Origin of the sequence: Herbidospora solisilvae (genome assembly GCF_009901565.1) — a bacterium.
GTDB classification, from domain to species: domain Bacteria; phylum Actinomycetota; class Actinomycetes; order Streptosporangiales; family Streptosporangiaceae; genus Herbidospora; species Herbidospora solisilvae.
Genome location: NZ_WXEW01000004.1, coordinates 671,747 through 697,266 on the forward strand (window position 1 = coordinate 671,747; position 25,520 = coordinate 697,266).

The window sequence follows — 25,520 nt, forward strand, 5'->3', positions numbered from 1 at the left end:
CCGGAATGAACACGCGTTTCCTCGCCATCCCCGACCTGTCCGGGACCCCGTCCGTGGCCGTCGTGGTCGACGTCATGCGGGCCTTCACCGTCGCCGCCTGGGCCTTCGCCCGGGGAGCGGAGAAGATCGTGCTGGCCGGGTCGCTGGAGGAGGCCCTGGCGCTCAAGGCCGCCCACCCCGGCTGGCTGGCGCTCAAGGACGGCCCTGCCGCGCCCGGCTTCGACCTGGTCAACTCACCGGGCCTGCTGCGGCAGGCCGACCTGGGCGGACGGACCGTCGTCCAGAAGACCACGGCGGGCACCGTCGGCGTCCTCGCGGTCGGGGAGGCCCCGCTGGTGTTGTGCGCGAGCTTCGTCGTGGCCGAGGCGACGGCGCGGCTCCTGCGGGGCCACGAGAGCGTCACGTTCGTGGTCACCGGCGAGGACGGTCAGGCCGACGAGGACCTGGCGTGCGCGCAGTACATCGCCCGCCGAGCCGCCGGGGACGAGACGGATCCCGCGGAGTTCCTCCACCGCGCGGGCACGTCGCGGGCCGCCGCCGAACTAGCCGAGGGGGTACGGCAGGGGGTGCACCCCGACGACGTCGCGCTGTGCCTGGAACTCGACCGGTTCCCCTTCGCCATGGTCGCGCGCAGGGAGGACTCGCTCATGGTGCTGCGCCCTCAGTGATGGAAGCCCATCGCCTTCATGTCCCGGTGCATCGGATGCGGCTGCGTCTCCAGCTCCGGCAGCACCCGCTCCAGGTCGGCCAGCAGCAGATCGGCCAGGTCGTGGGTGAACCCGTTGCGCACCACGATCCGCAGCACCGCCAGGTCCTCCCGGTCCTTCGGGAACGTGTACGCGGGCACCAGCCACCCCCGCTCCCGCAACCGCCGAGACACGTCGAACACGTCGAAGGCGGTCACCGACTCGGCGGTCGTGAACGCGAACACCGGCAACTGGTCGCCCCGCGAGATCAGCCGGAACACCCCCATCTCGCCGATCTTCCGCGACAGGTGGGTGGCCACCGCCCGTGAGATGCCCTGGACCTCCTGGTAGCCCCTCCGCCCGAGCCGCAGGAAGTTGTAGTACTGCGCCACGACCTCGGCTCCTGGCCGGGAGAAGTTCAGCGCGAAGGTCGGCATGTTCCCGCCGAGGTAGTTGACCCGGAAGATCAGCTCCTCCGGCAGGCAGGAGGTGTGCCGCCACAACACCCAGCCGACCCCGGGGTAGACCAGCCCGTACTTGTGCCCCGAGGTGTTGATGGACGCCACCCGCGGCAGCCGGAAGTCCCACACCAGACCGCTGTCGAGGAAGGGCGCGACCATCGCGCCGGAGGCGCCGTCGACGTGCACGGGGATGTCCCACCCCCGGGCCTCCTGCAGGGCGTCGAGGGCGCCGCAGATGTCCGCGACCGGTTCGTAGGACCCGTCGAAGGTCGAGCCGAGGACGGCCACCACGCCGATGGTGTTCTCGTCGCAGTACTTGACGGCCTCCTCGGCCGTGAGGTGGAAACGCTCCCCCGACAGGGGCACCAGCCGGGGCTCGACCTCCCAGTAGCGGCAGAACTTCTCCCAGCACACCTGGACGTTGGCCCCCATGACCAGGTTGGGCCGCCCCGGGCCGGACCAGCGGCGCTTCAACGCCATCCCGGCCAGCATGCAGGCCTCGCTCGACCCGGTCGTGGAGGTGCCGATCACGTCGGACGGCGACGGCGCGTTCCACAGGTCGGCCAGGATGCAGACGCAGCGCCGCTCGAACTCCGCCGTCTGCGGGTACTCGTCCTTGTCGATCATGTTCTTGTCGGCGCACTCGGCCATCAGCCGGGCGGCCTGCGGCTCCATCCACGTCGTCACGAACGTGGCCAGGTTGAGCCGGGCGTTCCCGTCGAGCATCAGCTCGTCGTGGACGAACTGCCATGCCGCCTCGGCGGGCACCGGCGTGTCGAAGAGCCGGTGGGTGGGGGCGGTCAGGTCGAGACCCAGCGCCGTGACCGGGTTGACCGATCGCGACGCCGGGTGTTTGTGGTGCGCGTGTCCGGAGTGCAACGCCATGCTCGATGTCTATCAGTCATCGAGCGCTCACTTCGGGTAAGGCGCGCTCAGGCGCGCTCGGCCGCCACCAGCCGCACGCAGACGGCCAGGCCGCTGATCGCCGCTTCGAGCTCCGCCAGGTCGGGGAACGTCGGGGCGATGCGGATGACCGAGTCGGACGGGTCCTGCCCGTAGGGGTGGGTGGCCCCGGCCGGGGTCAGCGCGATGCCGGCCTCGGCGGCCCGGCGCACGACCTCCTTCGCCGTGCCCTCGGGCACCGAGAGCGAGATGAAGTAGCCACCGAGCGGCGACGACCAGGTCGCCAGGCCCGACAGTTCCTTCGACAGGATCCGGTCGACGGTCTCGAACTTGGGCCGGATCAGGTCGGCGTGGGCGCGCATGTGGGCCCGCACGCCGTCTTCGTCGCGCAGGAACTCGACGTGGCGGAGCTGGTTGACCTTGTCGGCGCCGATCGTGCCCTTGCCCATGTAGCCGAGGAACCAGGCGATCGTCTCGGGTGAGCCGCCGAAGAACGAGACGCCCGAACCGGCCAGGGTCACCTTGGACGTCGACCCGAACACGAACACCCGGTTCGCGTTTCCGGCCTCGGTGGCCAGCGCCAGCAGGTCGGCGAGCTCGGCCTCCTCGTCGAAGAGGTGGTGGATGGCGTAGGCGTTGTCCCAGAAGATCCGGAAGTCGGGCGCGGCCGTGGTCATGGTGGCCAGCCGCGCGACGGTCTCGGCCGAATAGGTCGTGCCGTCGGGGTTGGAGTACTTCGGCACGCACCAGATGCCCTTGATCGCCGGGTCGGCGGCGACGAGGCGCTCGACCTCGTCCATGTCGGGGCCGGCGGGGGTCATCGCGACCGGGATGAGCTCGATGCCGAAGCGCTCGCAGAGCGCGAAGTGCCGGTCGTATCCCGGGACGGGGGCCAGGAAGGCCACCCGCTCCTCGTCGGCCCACCGGCGGGCGGCGCCGAGCGGCACCCCCAGCAGGCAGTGGACGATCGCGTCGTGCATCAGGGCGAGGCTGGAGTTGCCGCCCACGATGAGCTGCGAGGCCGGGACCTGGAGGAACCCGCTGAACAGCGCCCGGAGCTCGGCCAGGCCGTTGAGGCCGCCGTAGTTGCGGGTGTCGGTGCCGTCGGCGGAGCGGTAGGACGTCCCAGGCAGCGAGAGCATCGGGGTGGACAGATCGAGCTGGGCCGAGGCGGGCTTGCCCCGGGTCAGGTCGAGCTTCAGTCCCCTGGCCTTCAGCTCCTCGTACTCGGCACGCACGTCGCTCATCGCGGGTTCCCTCGGTAGTAATGGGCGGTCATCGAAAGCTTAGTCACCACAACCCGGTCTCCCGCCGCGAGGTGATCTCCGCGATCCTCCCGAGCGCCTCGGCCACCGGCAGGGCGGCGAGCTTGCGCCCGTCGCGAAGCCGGACCGACACCTCGCCGGCCGCGACCTCCCGGGACCCGACGATCAGCTGGTACGGCACCAGTCGCGCCTCCCGGATGCGCGCTCCCAGGCTGCCCTTCTCCGGCCCCGAGAGCTCGGCGCGCAGCCCGAGGGCGGCACAGCGCGAGACGACCGAGTCGGCGAACGCCGCCTCGTCCTCCCCGAGCGGCAGCACCGCCACCTGCACCGGCGCGAGCCAGGCCGGGAACGCGCCGCCGTGCACCTCGATCAGGTGGGCGACGGCCCGCTCCACGCTGCCGACGATGCTCCGGTGCACCATGACCGGCCGGTGCCTGGCCCCGTCGGGGCCGGTGTACTCCAGGTCGAACCGGGCGGGCTGGTAGAGGTCGATCTGGACGGTCGACAGGGTCGACTCCCGCCCGAGGTTGTCGGCGATCTGGATGTCGATCTTCGGCCCGTAGAAGGCGGCCTCGCCCTCGACGGCCTCGTACTCGACGTCGTGGAGCACCTCGCGCAACATCTCGCCCGCGCGCTCCCAGAGGCCGGGGACGGCGACGTACTTCCCCGAGGACCCCGGCAGCGACAGGCGGTGGCGCACCGGCCTGATCCCCATGGCCGCGTGGGCGGCGGCGATCAGTTCGAGGGCCGCGCGGGCCTCCTCGACGGCCTGGTCGGCGGTGCAGAAGATGTGCGCGTCGTTGAGCTGGATGGCCCGGACGCGGGTCAGCCCGCCGAGCACGCCCGACAGCTCCGACCGGTACATGCCGCCGAGTTCGGCCAGCCGGAGCGGCAGGTCGCGGTAGCTGCGCCCGCGTGAGCGGTAGATCAGCGCGTGGTGCGGGCACAGGCTGGGCCGCAGGACCACCTGCTCCTCGCCGATCGACATGGGCGGGTACATGTCGTCGCGGTAGTGGTCCCAGTGGCCGGAGATCTCGTAGAGCTCGCGCTTGCCCATGATCGGCGAATAGACGTGCCGGTAGCCGTTGCGTCTCTCGACGTCGCGGACGTAGTCCTCCAGCGCCATCCGGACCGCCGCGCCGTCGGGCAGCCAGAAGGGCAACCCCGCGCCTATCAGCGGATCGCCGTCGAACAGGTCGAGTTCGCGGCCGAGCTTTCGGTGGTCGTACACGATGCGTCTCCCTTGGTGAAAAAGAGGCGCACACACACCGAAGCCCGGGGCGATGCGCCCCGGGCTTCGAAGTAAGGCAGTGATCAGCGCGCCGGGACGGAGTCCGGCGTCGTCGTCAGATGGGCGCGCTGCATACCCAGACGCTAACACGAAGGGCACGCGGAGAGCTCCCGGAAATCCACCCCCTCCCACCCGGGGACCGGCGGCCATCATGCCCGGCCCGACCGACGGTTCCGCCCGGCCCACAGCGCTCTGTGGAAACGGCATGCGTTCCACGAAGAGAAGCCTGTGTTCCATACAGACCGACCGGTCGGTACCCTCGGCCCCATGACTCTCTTCTCGGTCGAAGGAAAGATCGTCGTGGTGACCGGCGGGTCCCGTGGGATCGGGCGGATGATCGCCCAGGGGTTCGTGGACGGCGGCGCGACCGTCTACGTCACCGCCCGCAAGAAGGACCAGCTGGAGGAGACCGCCGCGGCGCTGGGGTGCGGGTCGGTCCAGGCCGACCTGTCCACGCGTGAGGGGGTCGAGGCCGTGCACGACCTGGTCGCCGGCCGGCACGACCGGCTCGACGTCCTGGTCAACAACGCCGGCGCGGCCTGGGGGGCGCCCCTCGACGACTATCCCGAGTCGGCCTTCGACAAGCTCTGGAACATCAACGTCAAGGGCGTCTTCGCGCTGACGCAGCGGTTCCTGCCCCTGCTCAGGAAGGCCGCGACCCCCGACGACCCGGCCCGGGTCATCAACATCGGCTCGGTCGACGGCCTGCGCACCCCGGCGATGGAGAGCTACGCCTACTCGGCCACCAAGTCGGCCGTGCACATGCTGACCCGGCACCTGGCCGACCGCCTGGCGAAGGAGTCGATCACCGTCAACGCCATCGCCCCCGGGCCGTTCGACTCGAAGATGATGTCGTTCGTGCTCGACGACCCGCAGGCCCGCCGGATGGTCGCCGACAGCGTCCCGCTCGGCCGGATCGGCCGTCCCGACGACATGGCCGGGACGGCGATCTTCCTGGCCTCACGGGCCGGTTCCTACCTCACGGGGACCGTCATCCCCGTGGACGGCGGCATCACCGCCCACGGTTAGGCGAGCATCTCCTTCAGCGCGCGGGCGAAGAAACCCGGCGCGTCCAGCTCGGTGTCGAGGTAGAGGAACGGCTCGGTCAGCTCCAGCTCGATCAGCACCGGCTCACCGTTCGGCATCCGGACGAGGTCGATCCGGGCGTAGAGGAGCGGCTCGGCCACCTTGCCGAGGATCTCTTCGGCCAGGTCGAACTGGTCGTCGTCGGGGTCGCGGAGGGTCGCCTTGGCACCGGCGTCGTCGAGGTCGCCGATGCCGGCGATCAGCAGCGGGGTGCGCCGGACGGCGTGGCTGAACTGGCCGTTGAAGTAGTGGAGCGACATTTCGCCCTCGTGCTCGACGCTCTCGACGTAGGGCTGCACCATGATCGGGCGGCCCTGCGCCTCGAGGGAGGCGGCGAACGCCGCGGCCTCCTCGGCGGAGGCGGTGCGGATGGTGTCGCGGGCGCCGGCGGAGACGGTCGGCTTGACGACGTATTCCGGCCAGTCGGGCAGCGCGAGCGAGCTCCAGTGGGTCGGCACGGTCGGCACGCCCAGGTGCTTCAGGTAGGTCTTGTCGGTGTTCCACGCCAGCACCGACGCCGGGTTGAGCAGCCGGGTGTGCTGTTCGGCCCGCCAGGCCCAGTCGATGAACTCGTCGCGCCGGCCGACGTAGTCCCACGGTGAGCGGACCACGGCCGCGTCGAACTCCGACCAGTCGGCCTCGGGGTCGTCCCACCGGACGGGTGCGCCCTCGATCCCCTCGGCGAGCCACGCCGAGAGCACGGTCTCGCGTTCCGGATCAGGGCCGTCCCAGGTGACATACGCGGCCTTCATCGATGTTTCCCCTTGCATGTGCGGCAGACGTACAGAAACCCATCATGGCCGCAACGCGCGACGGCGCGCGCCGGGCCCGGAAGGAGAGCCCGGCGCGCGCCGGAGTCGACGACTAGTCGTCGAAGCGGTAGGCGAGGCCCGCCACGCTGTTGCGGGCGGTGACCGAGACACCGTTGATGGTGTTCGAGTTGGTCGAGGAACCGCCGCCGATGTTGGTGGCGGCCACGTTGCCGAACACGTTGCCCGACTGGGCGGAGCCGCGGTTCACGCTGCCGTTGCTGATCCAGGTGTCGGCGTGGGCGGGCGCGGCGATCAGGCTCGCGCCACAGGCGGCGGCGAGGACGGCACCGGTCATGGCAAGCTTCTTGAACATGATCTCTCCTTCGGGTGGGGTGAGTGCTGGGGACGTGACCGGCGGTCTACTTGAAGATGTAGACCACGGTCACGCTGCCGCCGGTGGCGGTAGCGGAGATGCCGTTGATGGTGTTGACGTTGGTCGAACGGCCGGAGCCGGCGTTGCGCGCCGCGACCCAGCCGAAGTTGTTGCCCGACTGAGCCGAACCGATGTTCGCGCTCCAGTTGTCGGACCACGTGTCGGCGTGGGCCGGGGTGGCGATGAGGCTCGCACCGGCGGCGGCCGCGAGCATCGCACTGGTCACGCAGATCTTCTTGATCACTACGGCTCCTTCTCGCGCTTTCCTTGACGGTCTGTTTGACTGGCCGGTCAAAGCACTGCCGAGCATATAGCTCTGCGTAGTCGATTGATAGCACTCTGTGATCAGAATTTTGGTCTGGAAATGGAAACGGCCCCGCGGCTGCGCCCGCGAGGCCGTTGCTTATGGGGATTTCACGGCAAACGGCCGGTCAACGTCTCGGCCGCCGCCTGGCCGCAGACCCGCGACGCGCCATGTGTCGCGATGTGCACGGAGCCCAGGTCGGTGCGTCCCGGCAGGCCCATCTCGACCACCACGCCGTCGGGCCGGGCGGCGAGCATGTGGCCGAGGGCGTCCATCTGCCAGGCGTGGCGGTGGGCGTCGCGCACGACCACGACCAGCGGCCGGTCGGCGGCCCGGTCGAGGAGGTCGGCGGGCACGCCGTCGGCCAGTTCGGCCTCGCCGAGGCGGGTGACCGTGGTGCCCGGGAGGAGCGCTCCCAACGGGTCGGCGACGCCCCACGGCTGGTGCTTGTCGATGGCCAGGTTGGTGTCCGGCGCGAGCTCGACGACGTGCGGGGCCGCGCTGAGCGGCAGGCGGGCGCCGTCGTGGTGGCTGACCCTGATCGCGCGGCGCGCGGCGGCCAGGCCGACCGGGACGCCGTTGAGCACGCGGTCGCCGGGCGTGAAGCGCCAGGCGGCCAGCTTGGCCACCCGGGCGCACGCCTCGTGCAGCCTGGCCTCCGGCAACTGCCCGTTCGCGACGGCGTCGGCGATCGACTCGCGGATGTGGTCGAAGGTCGCCTCGTCGGCGTGCTCGCCGCCGACGCAGACGGAGTCGGCCCCGGCCGCGACCGCGCGGGCGGCGGCGCCGCCGATGCCGTAGACCGCCGCGACAGCGGCCATCTCGATGGCGTCGGTGATCACCACGCCGTCGAAGCCGAGCTCGCCCCGCAGCAGGTCGGTGAGGATGCGCGAGCTCAGGGTGGCCGGCATCGTCTCGTCGTACGCCGGCACGACCAGATGCCCCGTCATGATCGCCCGCACGCCCTCCTGGATGGCGGCGCGGAACGGCCACAACTCCACCTCGTGGAGCTCCTCGCGGCTGACCTGGACGACCGGGAGGCCGTGGTGGGAGTCGACGGCGGTGTCGCCGTGTCCCGGGAAGTGCTTGGCGCAGGCCGCCACGCCGGCCGACTGCAACCCCCTGATCCACGCCGCCGTGTGGCGGGCGACCAGGCCCGGATCGGCGCCGAAGGAGCGCAGCCCGATCACCGGGTTGTCGGGGTTGGAGTTGACGTCGGCGGCGGGCGCGAAGTTGATCGTCACCCCGGCGGCGGCCAGGTCGTGTCCGACGTCTCTGGCCACCTCCTCGGTGAGATGCACGTCGTCGACCACGCCGAGGGCGTAGTTCCCGGGGCGGGAGCTGCCCGTACGGGCCTCCAGCCGGGTGACGTCGCCCGCCTCCTCGTCGATGCCGACCAGGAGCGCGGGGTTCTCCGCGCGCAGCGCGGCCGTGAGGGCCGCGAGCTGGTCCGGCGTGTCGACGTTCCGGGAGAACAAGACCACCCCGGCGAGTCCGTCGGCGAGACGCCGGCGGAGCCAGTCGGGGGGCGAGGTCCCGATGAAGCCGGGGAGGATGACCGAATCAGCCAGACGCAGCAGCTCCGTGCTTCGCGTCATGCGGCACCGCACTTGGGCATGCCCGAAATCTAATAGGAAAGTTTCCTATTCGCTAGAGGTCTTACCTGCAATTTCACAAGTCGATTCGTTCGAGCTTGTTACCGACGGCACGGAAGGAGGCTGCCGTGGAGACCGGGGCGCCGGGGCGGTCGACGTACGCGACGGCCCGGTAGTCGGCCGTGAACTCCTCCATCGAGACGTTGGCGACCAGGTAGCCGCGCCGTCCGTCGAAGAACGCGAGGTGCGGGTTGCGCTCCAGGACGTCGTCGCGCACGGCGGGCGGCGCGCTGCTGATCGCGGTCGCGACGAATTCCACGCCCCTGTCAAGGCGGGCCGCCCAGGCGTTGTGGACGTCGCCGCTCAGCACCACGAAGTTCTCCGGCGCGGCGTCGAGGACCTTCCGGCGGCTCTGCGGATAGGCGTCCCAGGCGTCGGTGCTCGGCGGGTTGCGGGGCGCGAAGAACAGCGCCTGGGCGAGCACGGTCCAGCGGGCGGTGGAGGCCTTGAGCCGGTCGAGCAGCCACGTCGTCTGGGCCGGGCCGAGGATGTCGCCCGCCACGCGGTACTGCCGCGCGTCGGCCACCAGCAGGTCGAGCACCTTGCCGAAGGGACGCCACCGGTAGTACTGCATCGTGTCGCCGGACGGCTTGACCCGATAGGGCAGATGCTCGGCGTTGGCCTGGTAGGCGGCCTTCCTCCGCTTCGGGTCGCCGGTGCGGCCCCCGTAGTTGTTCACCACCTCGTGGTCGTCGGGGATGGTGATCCACGGCGCGGCGGCGTGGGCGGCCTGCAGGTCGGGGTCGAGGCGGTAGAGGGCGTACCGCTCGCGGTAGGCGTTGAGGGTGGTGCAGGCGGCGGTCGAGTCCTTCAGCGGCCGCACATAACGGCCCGGCTCGGGGACCGCGGGTTTGCCGTACTCGTAGATGTAGTCGCCGAGATGAAGGATGACGTCGGGCTCGTCGGCGACCAGGTGCCGGTAGGCGGTGAAGTGGCCGTGCTCGTAGCGCTGGCAGCTCGCCACCGCGATGCGCAGCGGCGCCGTCGAGGCGGGGGCGGGCGCGGTCTTGGTACGGCCCACGCGCGAGGTGTGGCCGTCGGCGCGGAACCGGTAGAAGTAGACCGACGCCGGGCGTAAGCCGGTGACCTTGACGTGCACGCTGTGCGCGCCGGAGGGCTGCGCCCTGGCCGTGCCCGACGCCGTGAGCTTCGCGAACGTGTCGTCCTCGGCCACCTCCCACCGCACGTCGAACGTGCTCGCGGGCATGCCGCCGCCGTTCAGGGGGTCGGGGGCGAGCCGGGTCCAGATGATGACGCCGTCGGGCGCGGGCTCCCCCGAGGCGACGCCCAGTGTGAACGGGAATTTGATTTTCGCCATCCTCGATCATCGCCGATTCCGCGCTCTGAATGGCCCGTCGGCGCCAACAGCCCATAATGGGTGGGTGAACCAGCGCAAGAGCACCGCGACGGCGCGCAGAAACCATGGGGTGACCGCCTCGGAGCGCCGCGACCACCTGGTCAAACTGGCGGCTGAACTGTTCGCGCGCAAGGGCTTTCAGGCCACCACCGTCCGGAACATCGCCGACGAGGCCGGGATCCTGTCCGGCAGCCTCTACCACCACTTCGACTCCAAGGAGTCGATCGTCGACGAGGTCCTGCGTACCTTCCTCGACGACCTGACCGCGCGCTACCGGGTCATCCTCGACTCCGGGAAGGGCCCGGCCGAGGTGCTCGCCCAGATGGTCCGCACCGGCTTCGCCACGCTCGAACCCCACCGGGCCGCGATCACCGTCATGCAGAACGACTGGAACTACCTGCGCTCGCTGGAGCACCACCGCTTCGACTACCTCGTGAAGGCCGAAGAGGAGATCGAGCGCATGTGGATGGAGCAGATCAAGAAGGGCCAGGCCTCCGGTGAGCTGCGGGCCGACGTCGACCCCAAGCTGACCTACCGCATGCTCCGCGACTCGATCTGGGTGGCGGTGCGCTGGTTCCGTCCGGGCGGGCGGCTCAACACCACCGCGCTCGCCGACCACTACATCACGGTCCTGTTCGACGGCCTGGCGACCGGAGAGCGGACCAGCCAGCCGAAATGAGCCTCGTCGACGCGGTGCGGGCCGCTCTGGGCGACCTCGCCGACCCCGAGAAGGCGCCGGTGATGCGGGCTTACATGAAGTCCGAGATGCCGTTCCTGGGCGTGCAGAGCGGGCCGCGGCGGCTGGCGCTGAAGAAGGTGTTCGCCGACCACCGGCTCGACTCCGCGCCGGTGTGGCGCCGGGCCGTGCTCGAACTGTGGCGCGAGGCGAAGTACCGCGAGGAGCGCTACGCGGCGGTCGACCTGACGGGCTTCCGCTTCTACCGCCCGTGGCAGACCCTCTACACCCTGCCCATGTACGAGGAGATGATCGTCACCGGCGCCTGGTGGGACCTGGTCGACGAACTGGCCGTCCACCGGGTGGGCGGCCTGCTGCGCCAGTTCCCCGAGACGATGCGCCCGACGATGCTCGACTGGGCCCACAGTCCCGACCTGTGGAAACGCCGCACCGCGATCCTGTCGCAGAACACCTTCAAGGAACACACCGACAGCGCGCTCCTCTACGCCTGCATCGAGCCGAGCCTGTCCGACACCGACTTCTTCGCCCGCAAGGCCATCGGCTGGGCGCTGCGCGAATACGCCAAGACCGACCCGCGCGAGGTCGTGCGCTACGTCGAGCACCAGGGGCTCAGCGGGTTGTCGCGGCGCGAGGCCCTGAAGAACGTGCCCGGAGGCGGCTGAACGGCTCGCGCGCCCCGAATGCGCGCGAGCCGCCGGTCAGTCTGCGAGCGTCAGCTCGCCGGGACGGTGTCGACCCAGCTCGTGCCCGCGGTGCGGTAGTTGTTCACGCGCTGGATGACGGTGGCGGGCGCGACCACCTCGTTCTTGGCGTGGTAGAACCAGTCGACCTGCTGGATCCACTGACGCTGGGTGCTGCTGCCGACGAGGCCGCCGCTGATGAACCACAGGTTGAAGTTCACCGACTGCACGGTCTCGGGGTAGTAGTCGCCGCCGTGGGTGGCGAACAGCTGGCCGTCGATGTAGTACTTGATCTCGCCGCCGGAGACCTGGAGAACCAGGTCGTGCCAGCCCGCGTAGCTGATGCGGTTGGCGGTGTGGGTGTTGACCGCCAGCCACGGCTCGTTGCGGTAGGTCTCCCACGAGGTGGCGTACATGATGTTCGCGGGCTCGCCCCAGCCGCCGTTGGGCAGGTACTCGAAGTCCTGCTCGCTGTAGTTGGGGTCGAGGTCCTGGTTGAGCGGGGTGATCGTGAAGAAGGTCTGCACGATGTGGTCGCCGTCGGGGCCGGTCGTCGGGGTGTCGGTGAAGAAGACCCGCGCGGCGTAGGTGCCCTCCAGGAACTTGCGCTGGTGCAGCACCTCCGACTGCTGGGTGCCGGCCGAGGTGCCGTCGGTGACCGACTTGAGCTGGAGGGCCTTGTTGGCGCCGCTCACGGTCGGGAAGGTGATGTTGGACGCGGGCCAGGTCGCGCCGGGGATGCCGGGGCCGCCCTGGTTGGTGCGGATCGTCCAGTTGTGCGCGTTGATGTTCGGGTCGGTGTGCGAGGTGTAGCTGAAGTCGTCGAACACGACGCCGTTGTTGCCGCCGGGGTTGTTCGGCGAGCCCGACGGGCTGGGCGAGGGCGACGGGGACGGGCTGGGGTTGCCGCCGGCCGGGGCGTTGCCCCACAACAGGGCGCCCGACTGGTAGACGGTGATCTTGTTCCAGTCGGCGTACGAGGTCTGCGCGCCGAACGAGTAGTCGTCGCTCTGCGTGATGCGCTGCCAGTCGGCCCGGTAGAACCGCAGCTGCATGTCGCTGGTGGAGGCGCCCGGGGCGAGCGAGCCGCCGGTGAAGCCGATCTCCAGGTAGCGGTCGGCGGTGGCCGTGCCGGGCGAGATCGTGCCGAAGGTGCCGGTGATCGTCGAACAGCCGACGACCGCCCACGAGCAGGCGAAGCGGTACTGCTGCGACGCCGAGTCGGCCTTGAAGTAGTAGCGGATCTTGACGGTGTTGAGCGCCACGGCGGTGGTGCCGGTGTTGACCAGGTTCAGCCAGGGCTCGACCTGATCGGCCTGGGCCCCGGAGGCGCTGGTCTTGTACTGGACCTTGACGGCGGTCGCGGCCTCGGCCGGCAGCGCCACCAGTCCGATGGCGGCGAGGGCGGACATCAGTCCGCCGGCTAACCACTTCTTGCTGGACACATCGTTCCTTTCTTTATGGGATGAGCGGACCCACCGAGACGCCCTGTGCGGCCAGACGGGTCAGATGGGGGTCGAGACGGCGCAGGAAGTCGGAGTAGTCGCCCGCCGAACCCCAGGCGACCTCGGCGAAGGCCAGCAGCCGGGGGAAGGCCTGACGTTCGACGTCGGCCGGGGTCGGCATGTACTCGGTCCAGAGCTGGGCCTGGACGCCGATGATCCCCGGCGCCGACGGGGGCGTGAAGTGGTAGGTGTTCGACAACGACAGGACCCGGTCGGGGAAGAACGGACCGGCCTCCTGCTCGGGCGGGTAGTCGAGGTAGGTCCGCAGGTGGGGGGCCAGCACGACGTCGCGGCCCTCAAGGGCGGCCAGCTCGCCGCTCTCCTCATCGAGCCAGGTCATGGTGGTGGCGCCGGGGGGACCGTCGGGCTTCTCGTACCAATAGACGAGTTTCCGGTCCTTCTTCGCCAGGTGCTCGGCCATCCGGGCGGTGATCCAGGCCCGGCACGCGTGCGCGCCGGGCAGGCCGAGCTCGCGGATGCGCTCCTGGGCGCGCGGGGTCCGCTCCCACTCGGTGTTGCGGCACTCGTCGCCGCCGACGTGGACGTACTCGCCGGGGAACAGCTCGCACACCTCGTCGAGCACGTGGTGGAAGAAGGTGATGGTCTCCTCTTCCAGGTTGAGGGTGTGGTCGCTGATGCCCCAGTCGGCCCAGACCTCGTAGGTCCGGGACGGGTCGTTGCCCAGCTCCGGGTAGGCCGCCAGCGCCGCCTGCACGTGCCCCGGCAGGCCGATCTCCGGGACGACGCGGACGAACCGCTCCTGCGCGTACCGGACGATCTCCCGGATGTCCTCCTGGGTGTAGTGGTCGCCCGAAACCTCGGTGAGACGCGGGTAGCGCCGGATCTCCAGCCGCCAGCCCTGGTCGTCGGTGAGGTGCAGGTGCAGCACGTTCAGCTTCAGCTCGGCGATCAGGTCGATCAGCCGCAGGATGAACGCCTTCGGCATGAAGTGCCGCGCCACGTCGAGCATCACCCCGCGCCACCCGAACCGGGGCGCGTCCTCGATCACCCCCTCCGGGAGCCGCTCGCCGAGCTGGCGGAGCGTCTGCCGCCCGTAGTAGGCCCCGGCGGGCCCCCCGGACGCCAGCTCGATGCCGCCCTCGCCGACGGTCAGGCGGTAGCCCTCCTCCGGCAGGCCCGGGTCGGGTCGGTGCCGGACGAGATCCTCGGAGAACGTGACGGAGCCCCCGAGGACGGCCAGGTCACGTGGCCGCGGAATGATCACGTTGGGTTTCCTTTCTCAGCCCTTGACCGCGCCGGCGATGATCCCGGAGGTCACCCGGCGCTGGAGGATCAGGAAGATCAGCAGAACCGGCAGCATGAAGAGCGTGGCGGCGGCCATGGTGGCGCCCCAGTCGGTGCCGAAGACGTTGGAGAAGGACGAGAGCCAGACGGGCAGCGTGCGGTCGTCCTGGTTCTTGATGATGAGCGCGTTGGCGAACGCGAACTCGTTCCACGCGGTGATGAACCCGAACAGCGACGTCGACATCAGCCCCGGCGCCAGCAGCGGGAGCACGACCTTCCGGAACGCGGCGGCCCGGCCGGCGCCGTCCATCTGGGCGGCCTCCTCCAGCTCCTCCGGGATCGCCGCCAGGAACCCGCGCAGGGTGACGATCGTGAAGGGCAGCGTGCTCATGAAGTAGATGAGCGTCAGCATGGAGAGCTTGTCGAGCATGCCGGTGTCGCGGGCGATGATGAACATCGGGATCAGCAGCGCCTCCCACGGGGCCATCTGCGCGATGAACACCATGAGGATGAACGCCTTACGCCCCCGCCACCGCATCCGGGCGACCGCGAACGCGGCCAGCAGCGCCACGACCAGGCTGAGCAGGACCGCCCCGAGCGACACCAGCAGCGAGTTGCGCCAGAACAGCACGAAGCCCTCGGCGTTGACGGCGGTCTGGAAGTGTTCGAGCGTGGGGTGGAGCGGGAGGAACTGGGGGGTGTCGGCCTGGATGTCGCGGGTGGGCTTGAACGCGGTGACGACCATCCAGTAGACGGGGAACACCGAGACGACCAGCACCGACAGGGCGGCCAGCGTGATGGGCAGGCGCTTGATCACCGGTCGGCTCCCTCGTGCTTGTACATGCGGCGCAGGTGCGGGACCAGCACGACCAGGAGGATCAGCACGGTCAGGGTGGAGATGGCCGAGCCGAGGTCGTATTTGTGCAGCGACTGGGCGACCTGGTAGGCGTACACCGGCAGGGTCGTGGTCGCGCCGTCCGGGCCGCCCTGGCTGATCGCCCAGATCTGGGCGAAACACTTGAAGACCCAGATGATCTCCAGCGACGTGATCAGCCCGAACAGCGGCCGGAGCATGGGGAAGGTGACGTCGCGGAACACCTGCCAGGCGGTCGCGCCGTCGATGCGGGCCGCCTCGAACAGCTCCTGCGGGATGGTGGTCAGGCCGGCGTACAGGGTCAGCGCCGCGAACGGCACCGACTGCCAGACGACGAGCAGCACCATGATGGCGAACGTGGCGGTGCCGTCGGCGAACCACGTGTAGCCGTCGAACCGGGTGAGACCGACGCTGGTGAGCAGCCAGTTCACGACGCCGAGCTTCGACTGGAACAGCCACTGGAAGATCGTGGTCGCCGCCAGGACCGGCGTGGCCCAGGTCAGCACCAGCCCGAGCAGGACCGCGAGCCGCAGCCTCTTCCCTAGCCGGGCGACCATCAGGGCGATCAGCGTGGAGATGACCATGATCAGGACGACGTTGATCCCCGTCCAGGCCAGCGTCCGGCGCACCACCGCCCAGAACTCCGCCGAGCCCAGCGCCTCGTGGTAGTTCTCCAGCCCCACGAACGCGGCCCCGCCCCTGATGAGCTCACCGGTCCTGAAGTGCTGGAACGAGATGATCACACTGCGGATCAGCGGATAGAACAGCAGGTAGGCGGTGCCCGCGACGGTCGGGATCACCAGCAGGTACGGCCACAGGGCCGGGAGGCCGCGCCGCCGCCTCGGTGGAGGCGGCGCCGCCGCGGCGACGGGCCGCTCGGGAGCCTGCGTGACCACAGAAGTCCTTCCTTGTGTGTACGAACCGGGCTGTGGGGACGGGCCCGTCCGCGCGGCCCCGGGGATTGGGAGACGCGGCCGACGCGGACGGGTCCGGGACCGGATGGTGTTCCGTCAGGACTTGGTGTTGAGGATGTCGGCGATGACCTGGGAGGCCTTGGCCGCCTCGGCGGGGCCGTCGGTGCCGGTCAGGTAGGTCGTCATGTATTCCTTGATGACGTTCTTGGCCTCGACCGCCGCCCAGTTCGGCGAGTTCGGCGTCGCGTGGCCGTTGGCGGCGCCCTTGGCCATCGCGGCCGCGCCCTCGCTGGTCAGCACGCCGCCGAGCGAGACCCGGTTCGGCACGTAGGACATCTCCTTGGCCATCTGCGTCTGGAACTTCTCCCCGGCGAGGGCCTTGATGACCTCGTACGCGAGATCGGGGTTCTTCGACGCCTCGGGGATGATCAGGTCGCTGCCACCGGTGAAGACGGCGCCGGGCTTGTCGGCGGTCTTGCCGGGGATCGGGAAGAAGCCGAGCTTGCCGGCCAGGTCGGGGTTGGCCTTCTCGATGGCCACCGAACCGCCCGGCGACGAGATGAGCTGCGCCACGTTGCCCTTGGCGAACACGTCGGCCTGCGGCGGGTTGGCCTCGTCGGAGTCCTTCGGCCCCTCGCCCAGCGCCTGGAGCTTCTTGTAGAAGTCGATGCCGGCCAGCGCCTGCGGGCTGTCGAGGCCGCCCTTCCAGGTGCCGCCCTCGTTGACGGCCAGATCGCCGCCCTCGTCCCAGATGAACCCGGCCAGGGTGTACCAGTTCTGGCCCGGCAGGTAGATGCCCTGGTTGCCGTCGGCGTTGAGCTTGGTGGTCACGTCGATCCACTCGTCCCGCGTCGTGGGCGGGGCCGTCACGCCGGCCTTCTCGAACAGGTCCTTGTTGTAGATGACGACGCGGTTGGCGGCGTACCAGGGAATGCCGAACTGCTTCCCGTCGATCTTGCCCGGGTCGGCCAGACCGGGCAGCCAGTCGGCGCCCTGGAGCTCGGTCACCTTGTCGGTGAGGTCCTTCACGCCGCCGCTGGCGGCGTACTCGGCGACCTGGGTGTTGCCCACCTCGATGACGTCGGGGGCGTCGTTGCTCGCCAGGGCGCTGGTGACCTTCTGGCCGATGCCGTCCCACTCTTGGATCTGGATGTCGAGGGTGACCCCTTGGTGCGCGGCCTCGAAGTCGCGCTCGAAGGTGCTGAGCAGGGTGTCGGACATGCTGTCGCGCATGATCCAGACGGTGAGCGCGGTCGCGGCGGGCGCTTCCGGAGTGGTGCTTTCTGTGGGCGAAGAGCCGCAAGCGGTGAGCCCGGCGGCGAGCGCCAGAACCGCGGCCGCGGCGAGGAACCGGGGGGCCATGGGTACTCCCAGTGGTCAGATATTGGTAAGCAATCTGCCTGCTGGCGCTAGAGTGGTCTTAACCAGTAGACCCGTCAAGACCCGTTATTCAGTGTTTACATTCGACAACTGGTAAGACGCTGGTAAGGTCGGGGACGTGACTGTCAACATGCGGGCGGGGCTGAAGCGCGACCGGGTACGCGACTTCCTGCTCGACTACGTGGCCGACAAGAAACCCGGCGAGGCCATCCCGTCGGAACGCGACCTGTGCAAGGAACTGGGCGTCTCCCGCCCGACACTGCGCGCGGCCATAGACGACCTGGTGCGCTCGGGCGTCCTGGTCCGCGAACACGGCCGCGGCACCTTCACGGGCCCCCAGCGTGTCACCCAGGCGCTGTCGGCGACCCAGACTGGATCGTTCTACGCGCCGCCGGCCGAGGGAAAATGGCTGAGCGCGATCCTGGAGTTCGCCTCCTCCCCCGCCGGCCCCCAGCTGACCAGCCGCCTGCAACTGGCCCCCGCGACCCCAGTTCTCCGGGTGGTCAGGCTCCGGGTCGTCGACGACGCGCCGATGGCGATCGAACGCCTCCACCTGCCGCACGAGCTGGTGGCCGGGCTGCAACCGGCCGACATGGAGACGGGGTCGTTCTACAAGGTTCTGCGGGAACGGTTCGGGGTCGACGTGCGCAGCGCGGTGCAGACCATCGAGGCGACGGTCACCGACGAGACGGAGGCGGAACTGCTGGGGGTGCCGGAACACTTTCCGGCGCTGCTGGTGGAGCGCACGACACGTGACGTGAACGGGCGGATCGTGGAGTTCACGCGGTCGATCTACCGGGGGGACCGCTATCGGGTGACGTCGGAGCTCTACTTCGACGCCGAGTCGGGCTGAGCCAGCCACGACGAGACGGTCGCGACGAACGTGCGGGGGTCGTCGAGCCAGGGGTAGTGCCCGGCCCCCGGCTGCACGACGCACTCGGCGGCCGGGAACAGCGCGGCGAACGCCTCGACCTTGGCCGGGACGCTGTTGACGTCGTACTCCCCGCCGACGAGCAGCACCCGGGCCGCCAGTTCGCCGAGCGCCGCGCGGGTCCCGGCCGGGTCGTAGGCGCCGTCGGAACCGAAGATCCGGGCCGCCTCCGCGTTGCGCGCGGGTCCCTCGACCGCCGCCTTGGCCGCCGCGTCGTAGCGGCCGTGGAAGAACGGCGTGACCGCCCGGAAGTCGGCCTCGGCCCCGCCGACGAGCAGTTCCAGGGCCTCGATCGCCTCGGGATACCAGGGCTCGCCGGCACGCAGGCGGGCGACGGCGAGCCGTTCCTCCCCCGTGACGTCGAGACCGACGGCGAACAGGCTCGGGGTGACCAGCACCAGGCGGCCTACCGCGCCGGGGTGTGCGGCGGCGTACAGGACCGCGAGATTCGCGCCCGCGGAGTGGCCCAGCACGTCGATCCGGTCGAGGCCCAGGTGGAGTCGGAGCGCCTCCACGTCGGCGACCTGGCGATCGCATCGATACGTCGCGGGATCGGCCGGGGTCGCCGAGCCTCCGGTGCCGCGCGGATCGAGGATCACCAGCCGGCGGTGGGCCGGCAGGCCGCCGAGGTCGCCCAGGTAGGCGGCGTCCTGCATCGGCCCGCCGGGCAGCACGACCAGGGGGTCGCCCTGGCCCGTGACCCGGTAGGACAGGACGGTGCCGTCGAATGTAGCGAATGTAGGCATTCGACGAATTCTGCCATTCAGGCCGGGCGGAAGGAGTCCCTGGCCGCCGGGGCGGCGTGTTTGATCATCAGGTGTCTCGTCACCGAGTACTCCCCGACCGCCTCCTGGCTCATGTCCTTGCCGAACCCGCTCCCCTTCACCCCGCCATGCGGCGCCTCCGACGCGATCGGCAGGTGGTCGTTGACCCAGGTCACCCCCACGTCGAGCCGGTGCGACACCCGCAGCGCCCGCGCCACGTCGGTCGACCACACCGAGGACGCCAGACCGTAGGGCGTGTCGTTGGCCAGCCGCACCGCCTCGTCCTCCCCGTCGAACGGCAGCGCGACCAGGACCGGCCCGAACACCTCGCCCTGCACGATCTCGGAGGACTGGTCCGCGTCGGCGACGAGGGTCGGCGTGTAGTAGTAGCCGGGAGCGTCGAGCGGGTCGCCCCCACGGACGACCCGGCCCGACGCCCGCGCGACGAAGCCGTGCACCCTGTCCCGGTGCTCGGCGGAGATGAGCGGACCGATGTCGGTCCCCTCGGCCCAGGGATCGCCCGGCCGCACTTTCTCCAGCGCGGCCGCAAGGGCGTCCACGGCCTCGGCGTAGCGTGATCGCTCCACGTAGACCCTGGTCGCCGCTGTGCAGTCCTGTCCTGTGTTGTACGTGGCCCCCATGGTCACGCCGAAGGCCATGGCCTCCAGGTCGGCGTCGGCGAACACCAGGGCCGGAGCCTTGCCGCCGAGTTCGAGGTGGACGCGCTTGAGGCCGTCGACGGCGCCGCGCATCACGGCCTTGCCGGTCGCGGTCGAGCCGGTCACGCTCACCATGTCGACGCCCGGGTCGGTCACGAGGGCCTGGCCCACGTCGCCGCCGCCGGTCACCACGCCCAGCAGGCCCTCGGGGGCGCCCGCCTCGGCCATCAGCTCGGCCAGGCGCAGCGTGGTGCGCGGGGTGCGCGGGGCGGGCTTGATGACCACGCCGTTGCCGGCCGCGATCGCCGGGCCGATCTTCCAGACGGCCATGATGAACGGGAAGTTCCACGGCGCGATCGAGCCGACCACGCCGACGGGCCGCCGGATCAGCATCGACGTGTACCCGGCGCTGAGCACGCCCGCGCCCGTCCCGTCGAGCGAGCGGGCCGCGCCGGCGAAGAAGCGCAGGTTGTCGGCGGCGAAGGGGAGCTCGCCGTCGCGGAAGACGGCCGCGGGCTTGCCGGTCTCCTCGACCTCCAGGCGGGTCAGTTCGTCGGCGTCGCGTTCGACCAGGTCGGCCAGGCGCAGCAGCACCCGCGCCCGCTCCGAGGGGGTGGCCTCGCGCCACTGCTCGAAGGCCGCCCGCGCCCGCGCCACCTTCGCCGGGACGTCGGCGCTGTCGGGGATCTCCTCGATGACCTGGCCGGTCGCGGGGTTGATCAGAGTCGTCATGTGCACGTCTTCTAACTGTCGAAACCGATGCCGAAGCGGTCGAGCACGCGGAGCCACGGCCCGCGTCTGCCCTCGTTCGCGTCGGCGCGGGCCAGCGCCCGGCGGGTGAACTCGACCACCGGCCACCTGATGGGCTCGGGCGGGAACGGCACCGGGCGGCGGCGCACCATCTTCAGCCGGGTACGCCGGGTCTCCCGGCGCGCCAGCAGGTCGAGCCCGGCGAGAGCGCCGAAGCGCGAGGCGCCCACGCCGAGCCCGGTGTAACCGAGGGCGTAGGCCACCCGGCCGCCGAGTGCGGTGCCGAAGAACGGGGTGAAGCGGCTGGTCGAGTCGATCAGGCCGCCCCAGCGGTGGGTCGCCCGCACGCCTTCCAGCTGCGGGAAGGTCTCCAGCAGGTGGCGGGCGAGCAGGGCGTGGGATTCGGGGCGCTGGTCGGTGCCGCCGCCCGCGAAGTTGTAGACGGCGTCGTACCCGCCGAACAGGAGCCGGTCGTCGGCGGTCAGCCGGTAGTAGTGGAACTGGTTGCCGGAGTCGGTGATGCCCTGCGCCTCTGCCCAGCCGAGCGAGGCCCGCCGTTCCGCGTCGAGCGGCTCGGTGACCAGCACGTAGTCCCACACCGGCAGGACGTAGTTGCGCAGCCGCCGCAGCGGCGACGGGAACGCGTTGGTCGCGATGAGCACCTGGCGGGCGTCGAACACGCCCTGGGGCGTGGGGAGGCGTACCGACGAACCGGAGCGTTCCATGCCGGCCACCGGCGTGTGCTCGTAGATCCGCACGCCGAGGTTCTCGGCGACCCGGCGCAGACCCCAGGCCAGTTTCACCGGGTCGACGAGCCCGCCGGTGCCGCGCAGCCGCAGTCCGCCCAGGTAGGTCGGCGAGTGTACGTCGGCCCGCATGTCGTCGGCGTCCAGGAATGTGGCGTCTTCGCCATGGTCCCGATGGCGCTTTTCGGCGGCCCGCAATTCCGCCACGTGGTGGGGCGCGACGGCGACCGACGTCTTGCCGATCAGCCGCAGGTCGGCGTCGATGTCGTGGTCGGCCACGAAATCGGCGATGGCGGCCAGGTTCTCCCGGCCGATCGCCAGCAGCAGATCGATCTCCCCAGGCCAGCGGTGCGCGCCGTGCGTCAGGCCGTGGGTGATCGAGTCAGCGATGAAACCCCCGTTGCGGCCGGTGGCGCCGAACGCGATACGTTCGGCTTCGACCAGAACGACGTCGCACGCGGGGTTTTCTTGTTTGGCCAGCACAGCAGCCCAGAGGCCGGTGAAGCCGCCGCCCACGACCAGCAGGTCGGCCGTCGTGGCGCCCGTCAGCGGCGGGTACGCGGCCGGACCGGGCCGGTCGGTCCAGAAGACCCGCGGCAGTGCGTCCGTAATCACGATCCCCTCCGACCGATATTTGTTGAATCGTGATTCAAATACTTATCGAGCAACCACGTCAAGAGCTGCGACACTAGTTGTGAGATCCTCCATACGGGGCGGGGTGCGATGACTCAGCGCAAGAGCAGGGCAGACCGGCGGGTCGAGCTGATCGACGCGGCCAGGCGGGCGATGATCCAGCACGGTGCCGAGGGCGTCCATCTGAACCAGATCGCAGAAGAGGCGGGTCTCACGTCGGGCGCGGTGCTCTACCACTACCCCGATCTGCGCGACCTGCTGATCGAGGCCCACCACGCCGGCATGGAACGCTTCTACGAGCAGCGGGTCAAGAAGATCAGCGGCATCGCCGACCCGGCCCAGAAGCTCATCACGACGATCCGCTCGGGCCTGCCCGAGGGGCCCGACGACGCGGGCGTGCGCCTGCTGTGCGAACTGGGCGGCGCGGCCGGCCGCAACCGCGTCTACGGCACCCTGCTGACCACGCTCTACGACCGCCAGGTGGCGATGTACCAGACCATCCTGGAGATCGGCGCGGCCCAGGGCGTCTTCAAGCTGGCCGGCGACTCCGAGCAGATCGCCCGCAACCTGGTCGCCCTCGAAGACGCCTACGGCTACCGCATCATCGCCCGCCACCACTCGATCGGCCCCGACGAGGCCGTGGGCCTCATCCTCGACTTCGCCCGCATGTCGACCGGCCACCCGCTGAAGGAGACCCCGGCGGCCCGCCCGAAGACGACCCGGACTCCCCGCCCCAGAAACGGCGGCCCGGCCCGAGGCGCCACCACCACCCCGCCCCCCAAGGACGCCTCCTGAAACCGGTGGCACACCCTGCCGCGCCGCCGTGAACCGCCGCAGAACGTGACGTAAGGCGTGCACGGCCGGAAAAGAACCGCCGCGTCCCGGCACGAGCGGAACGCGGCGGTGGTGGAGCTGAAGCCGTCGTCAGTTCGCGATGAGGACCGCGTCCTCCGGACGCCACGTCACGCCCACGACGGTCCCGGGGGTGATGCGGGCCGAGCCCTGCGTCGCCGCCAGGACCTTGCGGCCCAGGCCCGTGACCTCGACCGCGATGTGGGAGACGCCGCCGTAGAAGCTCACGTCGACGACCACGCCCTGCACCATGCCGGGGGTGGGCTCGGTCAGCCGCACCCGCTCCGGGCGGATCGCCAGGGCCGCCGAGCCGTCGGCCGTGGTCGCCTTGGACGGCAGCGGGCCGAGGCCCTCGGCCGAGAAGACGCCGCCGCGGATCGCGCCGGTGAACAGGTTGTTCGCGCCGATGAAGTCGGCCACGAAGTAGGTGCGGGGGCGGTCGTAGAGGGTCACGGGGGCGTCGACCTGCTCGACCCGGCCCTGGTCCATGACCGCGATGCGGTCGGCCAGCGACATGGCCTCCTCCTGGTCGTGGGTGACCACGACGAAGGTGATGCCGACCTCGTGCTGGAGGCGCTTGAGTTCGAGTTGCATCTCGGCGCGGACCTTCTTGTCCAGGGCCGAGAGGGGCTCGTCCAGGAGCAGCAGGCGGGGGCGCTTCACGATGGCGCGGGCCAGCGCCACACGCTGCTGCTGGCCGCCCGAGAGCTGGGCCGGACGCCGGTTCGCCATCGGCTCCAGGCCGACCTTCTCCAGCACCTCGCCCACCCGGGCCTTGATCTCGGCCCTGGGAAGGTTCTCGCGCTCCAGCCCGTACGCGACGTTCTTGGCCACCGTCATGTGGGGGAACAGCGCGTAGGACTGGAACATCAGGTTGACCGGGCGCTTGTGCGGGGCCAGTTTGAGCAGGTCGGCGCCATCGAGGCGGACGCCACCGCGGTCGGGCGTCTCGAACCCGGCCAGGATGCGCAGCAGCGTCGTCTTGCCGCAGCCCGACGGGCCGAGCAGCGCGAAGAACTCCCCCTGCTGGATGTCGATCGAGACGTCCGAGAGGGCCGTGACATTCCCGAACTTCCGGGATACCCCCTCGATGGAAAGCAGTGTCATTTGAGGGACTCCGTGATTCGGGTCATGCGCTGGACGGCGAGCACCGCGACGACGCTGACGGTCAGCAGGAGGGTGGCCAGGGCGTTGATGTCGGGGGTCACGCCGAACCTGACCATCGAGTAGATCACGATGGGCAGCGTCGGGTCGGTCGGGCCGGCCGAGAAGAAGGCCAGCACGAACTCGTCGAGCGAGAACGTGAACGCCAGCAGGGCGCCGGCCGCGATGCCGGGGGCCAGGCCGGGCAGGGTGATGCGGAAGAACGTCTGGAGCGGGCTCGCGCCGAGGTCGGTCGAGGCCTCCTCCAGCGAGGTGTCCATCGAGGCCAGCCGCACCCTGACGACCACGGCGACGAGCGGGATGCCGAAGGTCAGGTGGGCCAGCAGGATCGACGTCAGGCCCAGCGTGAAGTCGATCGCGGTGTAGAAGATGAGCAGGCCGATGGCCAGCATCAGCTCCGGCAGGATGGCCGGCATCGTGGCGATGGCCTCGATCACCTTCGAGCGGGTGTGCCGGGCCAGGCCGACGGCGAGGAGTGTGCCGACGACCGTCGAGACCAGGCAGGTGCCGACCGCGACGATGAGGGTGTTGCCGAGCCCCTGGAGGATGGTCTCGTCCCCGGCGAGCTTGCCGTACCAGTCGAGGCTGAAGCCCTTGAAGACGTAGGGGTTGTCGCCCGCGTTGAACGACATGAAGACCACGACCGCGATGGGCACGTAGAAGAACAGGTAGACCAGCCACAGGGGCAGGAAGACGATACGCGACGGCTTCTTACGCACTGCGCGTCCTCCGCGAGACGACCGCCTGGGCCAGCAGCAGGATCACCGTGACCACGACCATGACCAGCGCGATCGTGGCGCCGAAGGGCCAGTCGCGGGCCTTGAGGAACTGGTCGCGGATCAGGTTGCCCACCATGATCGCCTTTCCGCCGCCGAGGATCTCCGGCACGACGAAGTTCCCGAAGCTGGGCACGAACACGAGCACGGCCCCGATCAGCGCGGACGGCAGCGTCAACGGCAGCGTGACGCTGAAGAACGTGCGGACCGGAGAGGCGCCCAGGTTGGCGCTGGCCTCCCGCAGGCGCGGGTCGAGCCGCTCGACCGCCGAGTAGATCGGCAGGATCATCAGCGACAGATAGCCGTAGAGCAGGCCGACGACCACGGTGCCCCGGTTGTAGAGCAGTTCGAGCGGTTTGTCGATCAGGCCGATGCCGGTGAGCGCCTCGTTGACCAGGCCGGGACCGCTGAGCAGGATCGTCCAGGCGTACATGCGGATCAGGAAGTTCGTCCAGAACGGCAACATGATGGCCAGCAGCGCGATCGTCTTCCACTTCGGCGGAAGCTGCGCGATGGCGTAGGCCGTCGGATAGCCGATCAGCAGCGCCAGCACCGTCACCAGGCCCGCGACGACCAGGCTGTCCTGGATCACGTTCAGGTAGAGCGGCTGGAACAGCCTGCTGAAGTTGGCGGTGGTGAACTCGTAGACCACCCCGCCGAAGCGACCGCGCTGGAAGAACATGGTGCTGAGCATGAGCAGCATCGGCACCACGGCCAGCAGCGTCAACATGATCAGCCCAGGTCCGAGGAAGATCAA

The 25,520-nt window shown here is 70.0% G+C and carries 25 protein-coding genes; 6 read left to right on the top strand and 19 right to left on the bottom strand.

Annotated elements, in window-relative coordinates; all coding sequences use genetic code 11:
- The first annotated feature begins 5 nt into the window (after positions 1–5).
- The gene (locus GT755_RS16450) at positions 6–668 is read left to right on the top strand and encodes a 2-phosphosulfolactate phosphatase (protein WP_161480554.1); all 663 of its coding nucleotides are present in this window, start codon (positions 6–8) and stop codon (positions 666–668) included.
- Here GT755_RS16450 and GT755_RS16455 read toward each other — a convergent pair.
- Genes GT755_RS16455 through thrS form a run of 3 tightly spaced genes read right to left on the bottom strand, consistent with a single transcriptional unit; the run spans position 662 to position 4,546 of the window.
- Positions 662–2,032, bottom strand: coding sequence for a glutamate decarboxylase (locus GT755_RS16455; RefSeq protein ID WP_161480555.1), 1,371 nt, complete (start codon positions 2,030–2,032; stop codon positions 662–664). The two genes, GT755_RS16450 and GT755_RS16455, sit on opposite strands and share 7 nt — an antisense overlap.
- 47 nt (positions 2,033–2,079) lie before the next feature.
- Positions 2,080–3,297, bottom strand: coding sequence for an aminotransferase class I/II-fold pyridoxal phosphate-dependent enzyme (locus tag GT755_RS16460; RefSeq protein WP_161480556.1), 1,218 nt, complete (start codon positions 3,295–3,297; stop codon positions 2,080–2,082).
- A 43-nt stretch (positions 3,298–3,340) separates the two neighbouring features.
- Positions 3,341–4,546, bottom strand: coding sequence for a threonine--tRNA ligase (thrS, locus tag GT755_RS16465; RefSeq protein WP_161480557.1), 1,206 nt, complete (start codon positions 4,544–4,546; stop codon positions 3,341–3,343).
- Between the two features lie 327 nt (positions 4,547–4,873).
- On the opposite strand from thrS, the gene GT755_RS16470 reads away from it, so the two are divergent.
- Positions 4,874–5,635, top strand: a complete 762-nt coding sequence (locus tag GT755_RS16470) for an SDR family oxidoreductase (protein ID WP_161480558.1) — start codon at positions 4,874–4,876, stop codon at positions 5,633–5,635.
- Here GT755_RS16470 and GT755_RS16475 read toward each other — a convergent pair.
- The 5 genes from GT755_RS16475 to GT755_RS16495 form a co-directional block, all read right to left on the bottom strand.
- Complete coding sequence (locus GT755_RS16475; RefSeq protein ID WP_235966705.1) at positions 5,632–6,444, bottom strand: ATP-grasp domain-containing protein; 813 nt, start codon at positions 6,442–6,444, stop codon at positions 5,632–5,634. The genes GT755_RS16470 and GT755_RS16475 overlap by 4 nt on opposite strands.
- Positions 6,445–6,556: 112 nt before the next feature.
- Positions 6,557–6,817, bottom strand: coding sequence for a hypothetical protein (locus GT755_RS16480; RefSeq protein WP_030450923.1), 261 nt, complete (start codon positions 6,815–6,817; stop codon positions 6,557–6,559).
- Positions 6,818–6,863: 46 nt separating this feature from the next.
- Positions 6,864–7,121: a hypothetical protein gene (locus tag GT755_RS16485; RefSeq protein WP_030450924.1), complete on the bottom strand. Its 258-nt coding sequence runs from the start codon at positions 7,119–7,121 to the stop codon at positions 6,864–6,866.
- Between the two features lie 170 nt (positions 7,122–7,291).
- Positions 7,292–8,779 (bottom strand): glycoside hydrolase family 3 protein, encoded by a 1,488-nt coding sequence (locus GT755_RS16490; protein WP_161480560.1) that lies wholly within the window; start codon positions 8,777–8,779, stop codon positions 7,292–7,294.
- A 73-nt stretch (positions 8,780–8,852) separates the two neighbouring features.
- Positions 8,853–10,154 (bottom strand): alkaline phosphatase D family protein, encoded by a 1,302-nt coding sequence (locus GT755_RS16495; RefSeq protein WP_161480561.1) that lies wholly within the window; start codon positions 10,152–10,154, stop codon positions 8,853–8,855.
- A gap of 64 nt (positions 10,155–10,218) precedes the next feature.
- Here GT755_RS16495 and GT755_RS16500 point away from each other — a divergent pair, with 64 nt between their 5' ends.
- The gene (locus GT755_RS16500; protein ID WP_328794368.1) at positions 10,219–10,872 is read left to right on the top strand and encodes a TetR/AcrR family transcriptional regulator; all 654 of its coding nucleotides are present in this window, start codon (positions 10,219–10,221) and stop codon (positions 10,870–10,872) included.
- Positions 10,869–11,552 carry a DNA alkylation repair protein gene (locus GT755_RS16505; RefSeq protein ID WP_161480562.1) on the top strand — a complete coding sequence of 228 codons (684 nt, stop codon included), beginning with the start codon at positions 10,869–10,871 and terminating at the stop codon, positions 11,550–11,552. The genes GT755_RS16500 and GT755_RS16505 overlap by 4 nt, the downstream gene beginning before the upstream one ends.
- A 50-nt stretch (positions 11,553–11,602) precedes the next feature.
- Here GT755_RS16505 and GT755_RS16510 read toward each other — a convergent pair whose 3' ends face one another.
- The 5 genes from GT755_RS16510 to GT755_RS16530 form a co-directional block, all read right to left on the bottom strand.
- On the bottom strand, positions 11,603–13,015 hold the full coding sequence (locus tag GT755_RS16510; RefSeq protein ID WP_328794369.1) for a cellulose binding domain-containing protein: 1,413 nt from the start codon (positions 13,013–13,015) through the stop codon (positions 11,603–11,605).
- 13 nt (positions 13,016–13,028) lie between these two features.
- A complete protein-coding gene (locus tag GT755_RS16515; protein ID WP_161480563.1) occupies positions 13,029–14,300 on the bottom strand; it encodes a beta-N-acetylhexosaminidase in 1,272 nt (423 codons plus the stop codon).
- Positions 14,301–14,315: 15 nt separating this feature from the next.
- Positions 14,316–15,137 carry a carbohydrate ABC transporter permease gene (locus GT755_RS16520; RefSeq protein WP_328794370.1) on the bottom strand — a complete coding sequence of 274 codons (822 nt, stop codon included), beginning with the start codon at positions 15,135–15,137 and terminating at the stop codon, positions 14,316–14,318.
- Positions 15,134–16,090, bottom strand: a complete 957-nt coding sequence (locus tag GT755_RS16525) for a carbohydrate ABC transporter permease (RefSeq protein ID WP_328794371.1) — start codon at positions 16,088–16,090, stop codon at positions 15,134–15,136. Before GT755_RS16525 ends, GT755_RS16520 begins: the two co-directional genes overlap by 4 nt.
- Before the next feature lie 114 nt (positions 16,091–16,204).
- Complete coding sequence (locus tag GT755_RS16530) at positions 16,205–17,470, bottom strand: extracellular solute-binding protein (RefSeq protein ID WP_161480564.1); 1,266 nt, start codon at positions 17,468–17,470, stop codon at positions 16,205–16,207.
- Positions 17,471–17,606: 136 nt separating this feature from the next.
- Here GT755_RS16530 and GT755_RS16535 point away from each other — a divergent pair, with 136 nt between their 5' ends.
- On the top strand, positions 17,607–18,341 hold the full coding sequence (locus tag GT755_RS16535) for a GntR family transcriptional regulator (protein ID WP_246060191.1): 735 nt from the start codon (positions 17,607–17,609) through the stop codon (positions 18,339–18,341).
- On the opposite strand, the gene GT755_RS16540 is transcribed toward GT755_RS16535, so the two are convergent.
- The 3 genes from GT755_RS16540 to GT755_RS16550 are packed head-to-tail and all read right to left on the bottom strand — an operon-like array spanning position 18,317 to position 21,953.
- The gene (locus tag GT755_RS16540) at positions 18,317–19,165 is read right to left on the bottom strand and encodes an alpha/beta fold hydrolase (protein ID WP_161480565.1); all 849 of its coding nucleotides are present in this window, start codon (positions 19,163–19,165) and stop codon (positions 18,317–18,319) included. The two genes, GT755_RS16535 and GT755_RS16540, sit on opposite strands and share 25 nt — an antisense overlap.
- A 17-nt stretch (positions 19,166–19,182) precedes the next feature.
- Positions 19,183–20,574, bottom strand: a complete 1,392-nt coding sequence (locus tag GT755_RS16545; RefSeq protein WP_161480566.1) for an aminobutyraldehyde dehydrogenase — start codon at positions 20,572–20,574, stop codon at positions 19,183–19,185.
- A gap of 11 nt (positions 20,575–20,585) precedes the next feature.
- Complete coding sequence (locus tag GT755_RS16550; RefSeq protein ID WP_328794372.1) at positions 20,586–21,953, bottom strand: NAD(P)/FAD-dependent oxidoreductase; 1,368 nt, start codon at positions 21,951–21,953, stop codon at positions 20,586–20,588.
- Positions 21,954–22,061: 108 nt separating this feature from the next.
- Here GT755_RS16550 and GT755_RS16555 point away from each other — a divergent pair, with 108 nt between their 5' ends.
- Entirely contained in the window at positions 22,062–22,766 is a 705-nt protein-coding gene (locus GT755_RS16555; RefSeq protein ID WP_161480567.1) for a TetR/AcrR family transcriptional regulator, read from the top strand.
- Positions 22,767–22,895: 129 nt separating this feature from the next.
- Here the strand turns inward: GT755_RS16555 and GT755_RS16560 are convergent, their stop codons facing one another.
- Genes GT755_RS16560 through GT755_RS16570 form a run of 3 tightly spaced genes read right to left on the bottom strand, consistent with a single transcriptional unit; the run spans position 22,896 to position 25,520 of the window.
- Positions 22,896–23,930: an ABC transporter ATP-binding protein gene (locus GT755_RS16560; protein WP_161480568.1), complete on the bottom strand. Its 1,035-nt coding sequence runs from the start codon at positions 23,928–23,930 to the stop codon at positions 22,896–22,898.
- Positions 23,927–24,706 carry an ABC transporter permease gene (locus tag GT755_RS16565; protein WP_328794373.1) on the bottom strand — a complete coding sequence of 260 codons (780 nt, stop codon included), beginning with the start codon at positions 24,704–24,706 and terminating at the stop codon, positions 23,927–23,929. Before GT755_RS16565 ends, GT755_RS16560 begins: the two co-directional genes overlap by 4 nt.
- Positions 24,699–25,520 (bottom strand): ABC transporter permease, encoded by an 822-nt coding sequence (locus GT755_RS16570; RefSeq protein WP_231515310.1) that lies wholly within the window; start codon positions 25,518–25,520, stop codon positions 24,699–24,701. The genes GT755_RS16565 and GT755_RS16570 overlap by 8 nt, the downstream gene beginning before the upstream one ends.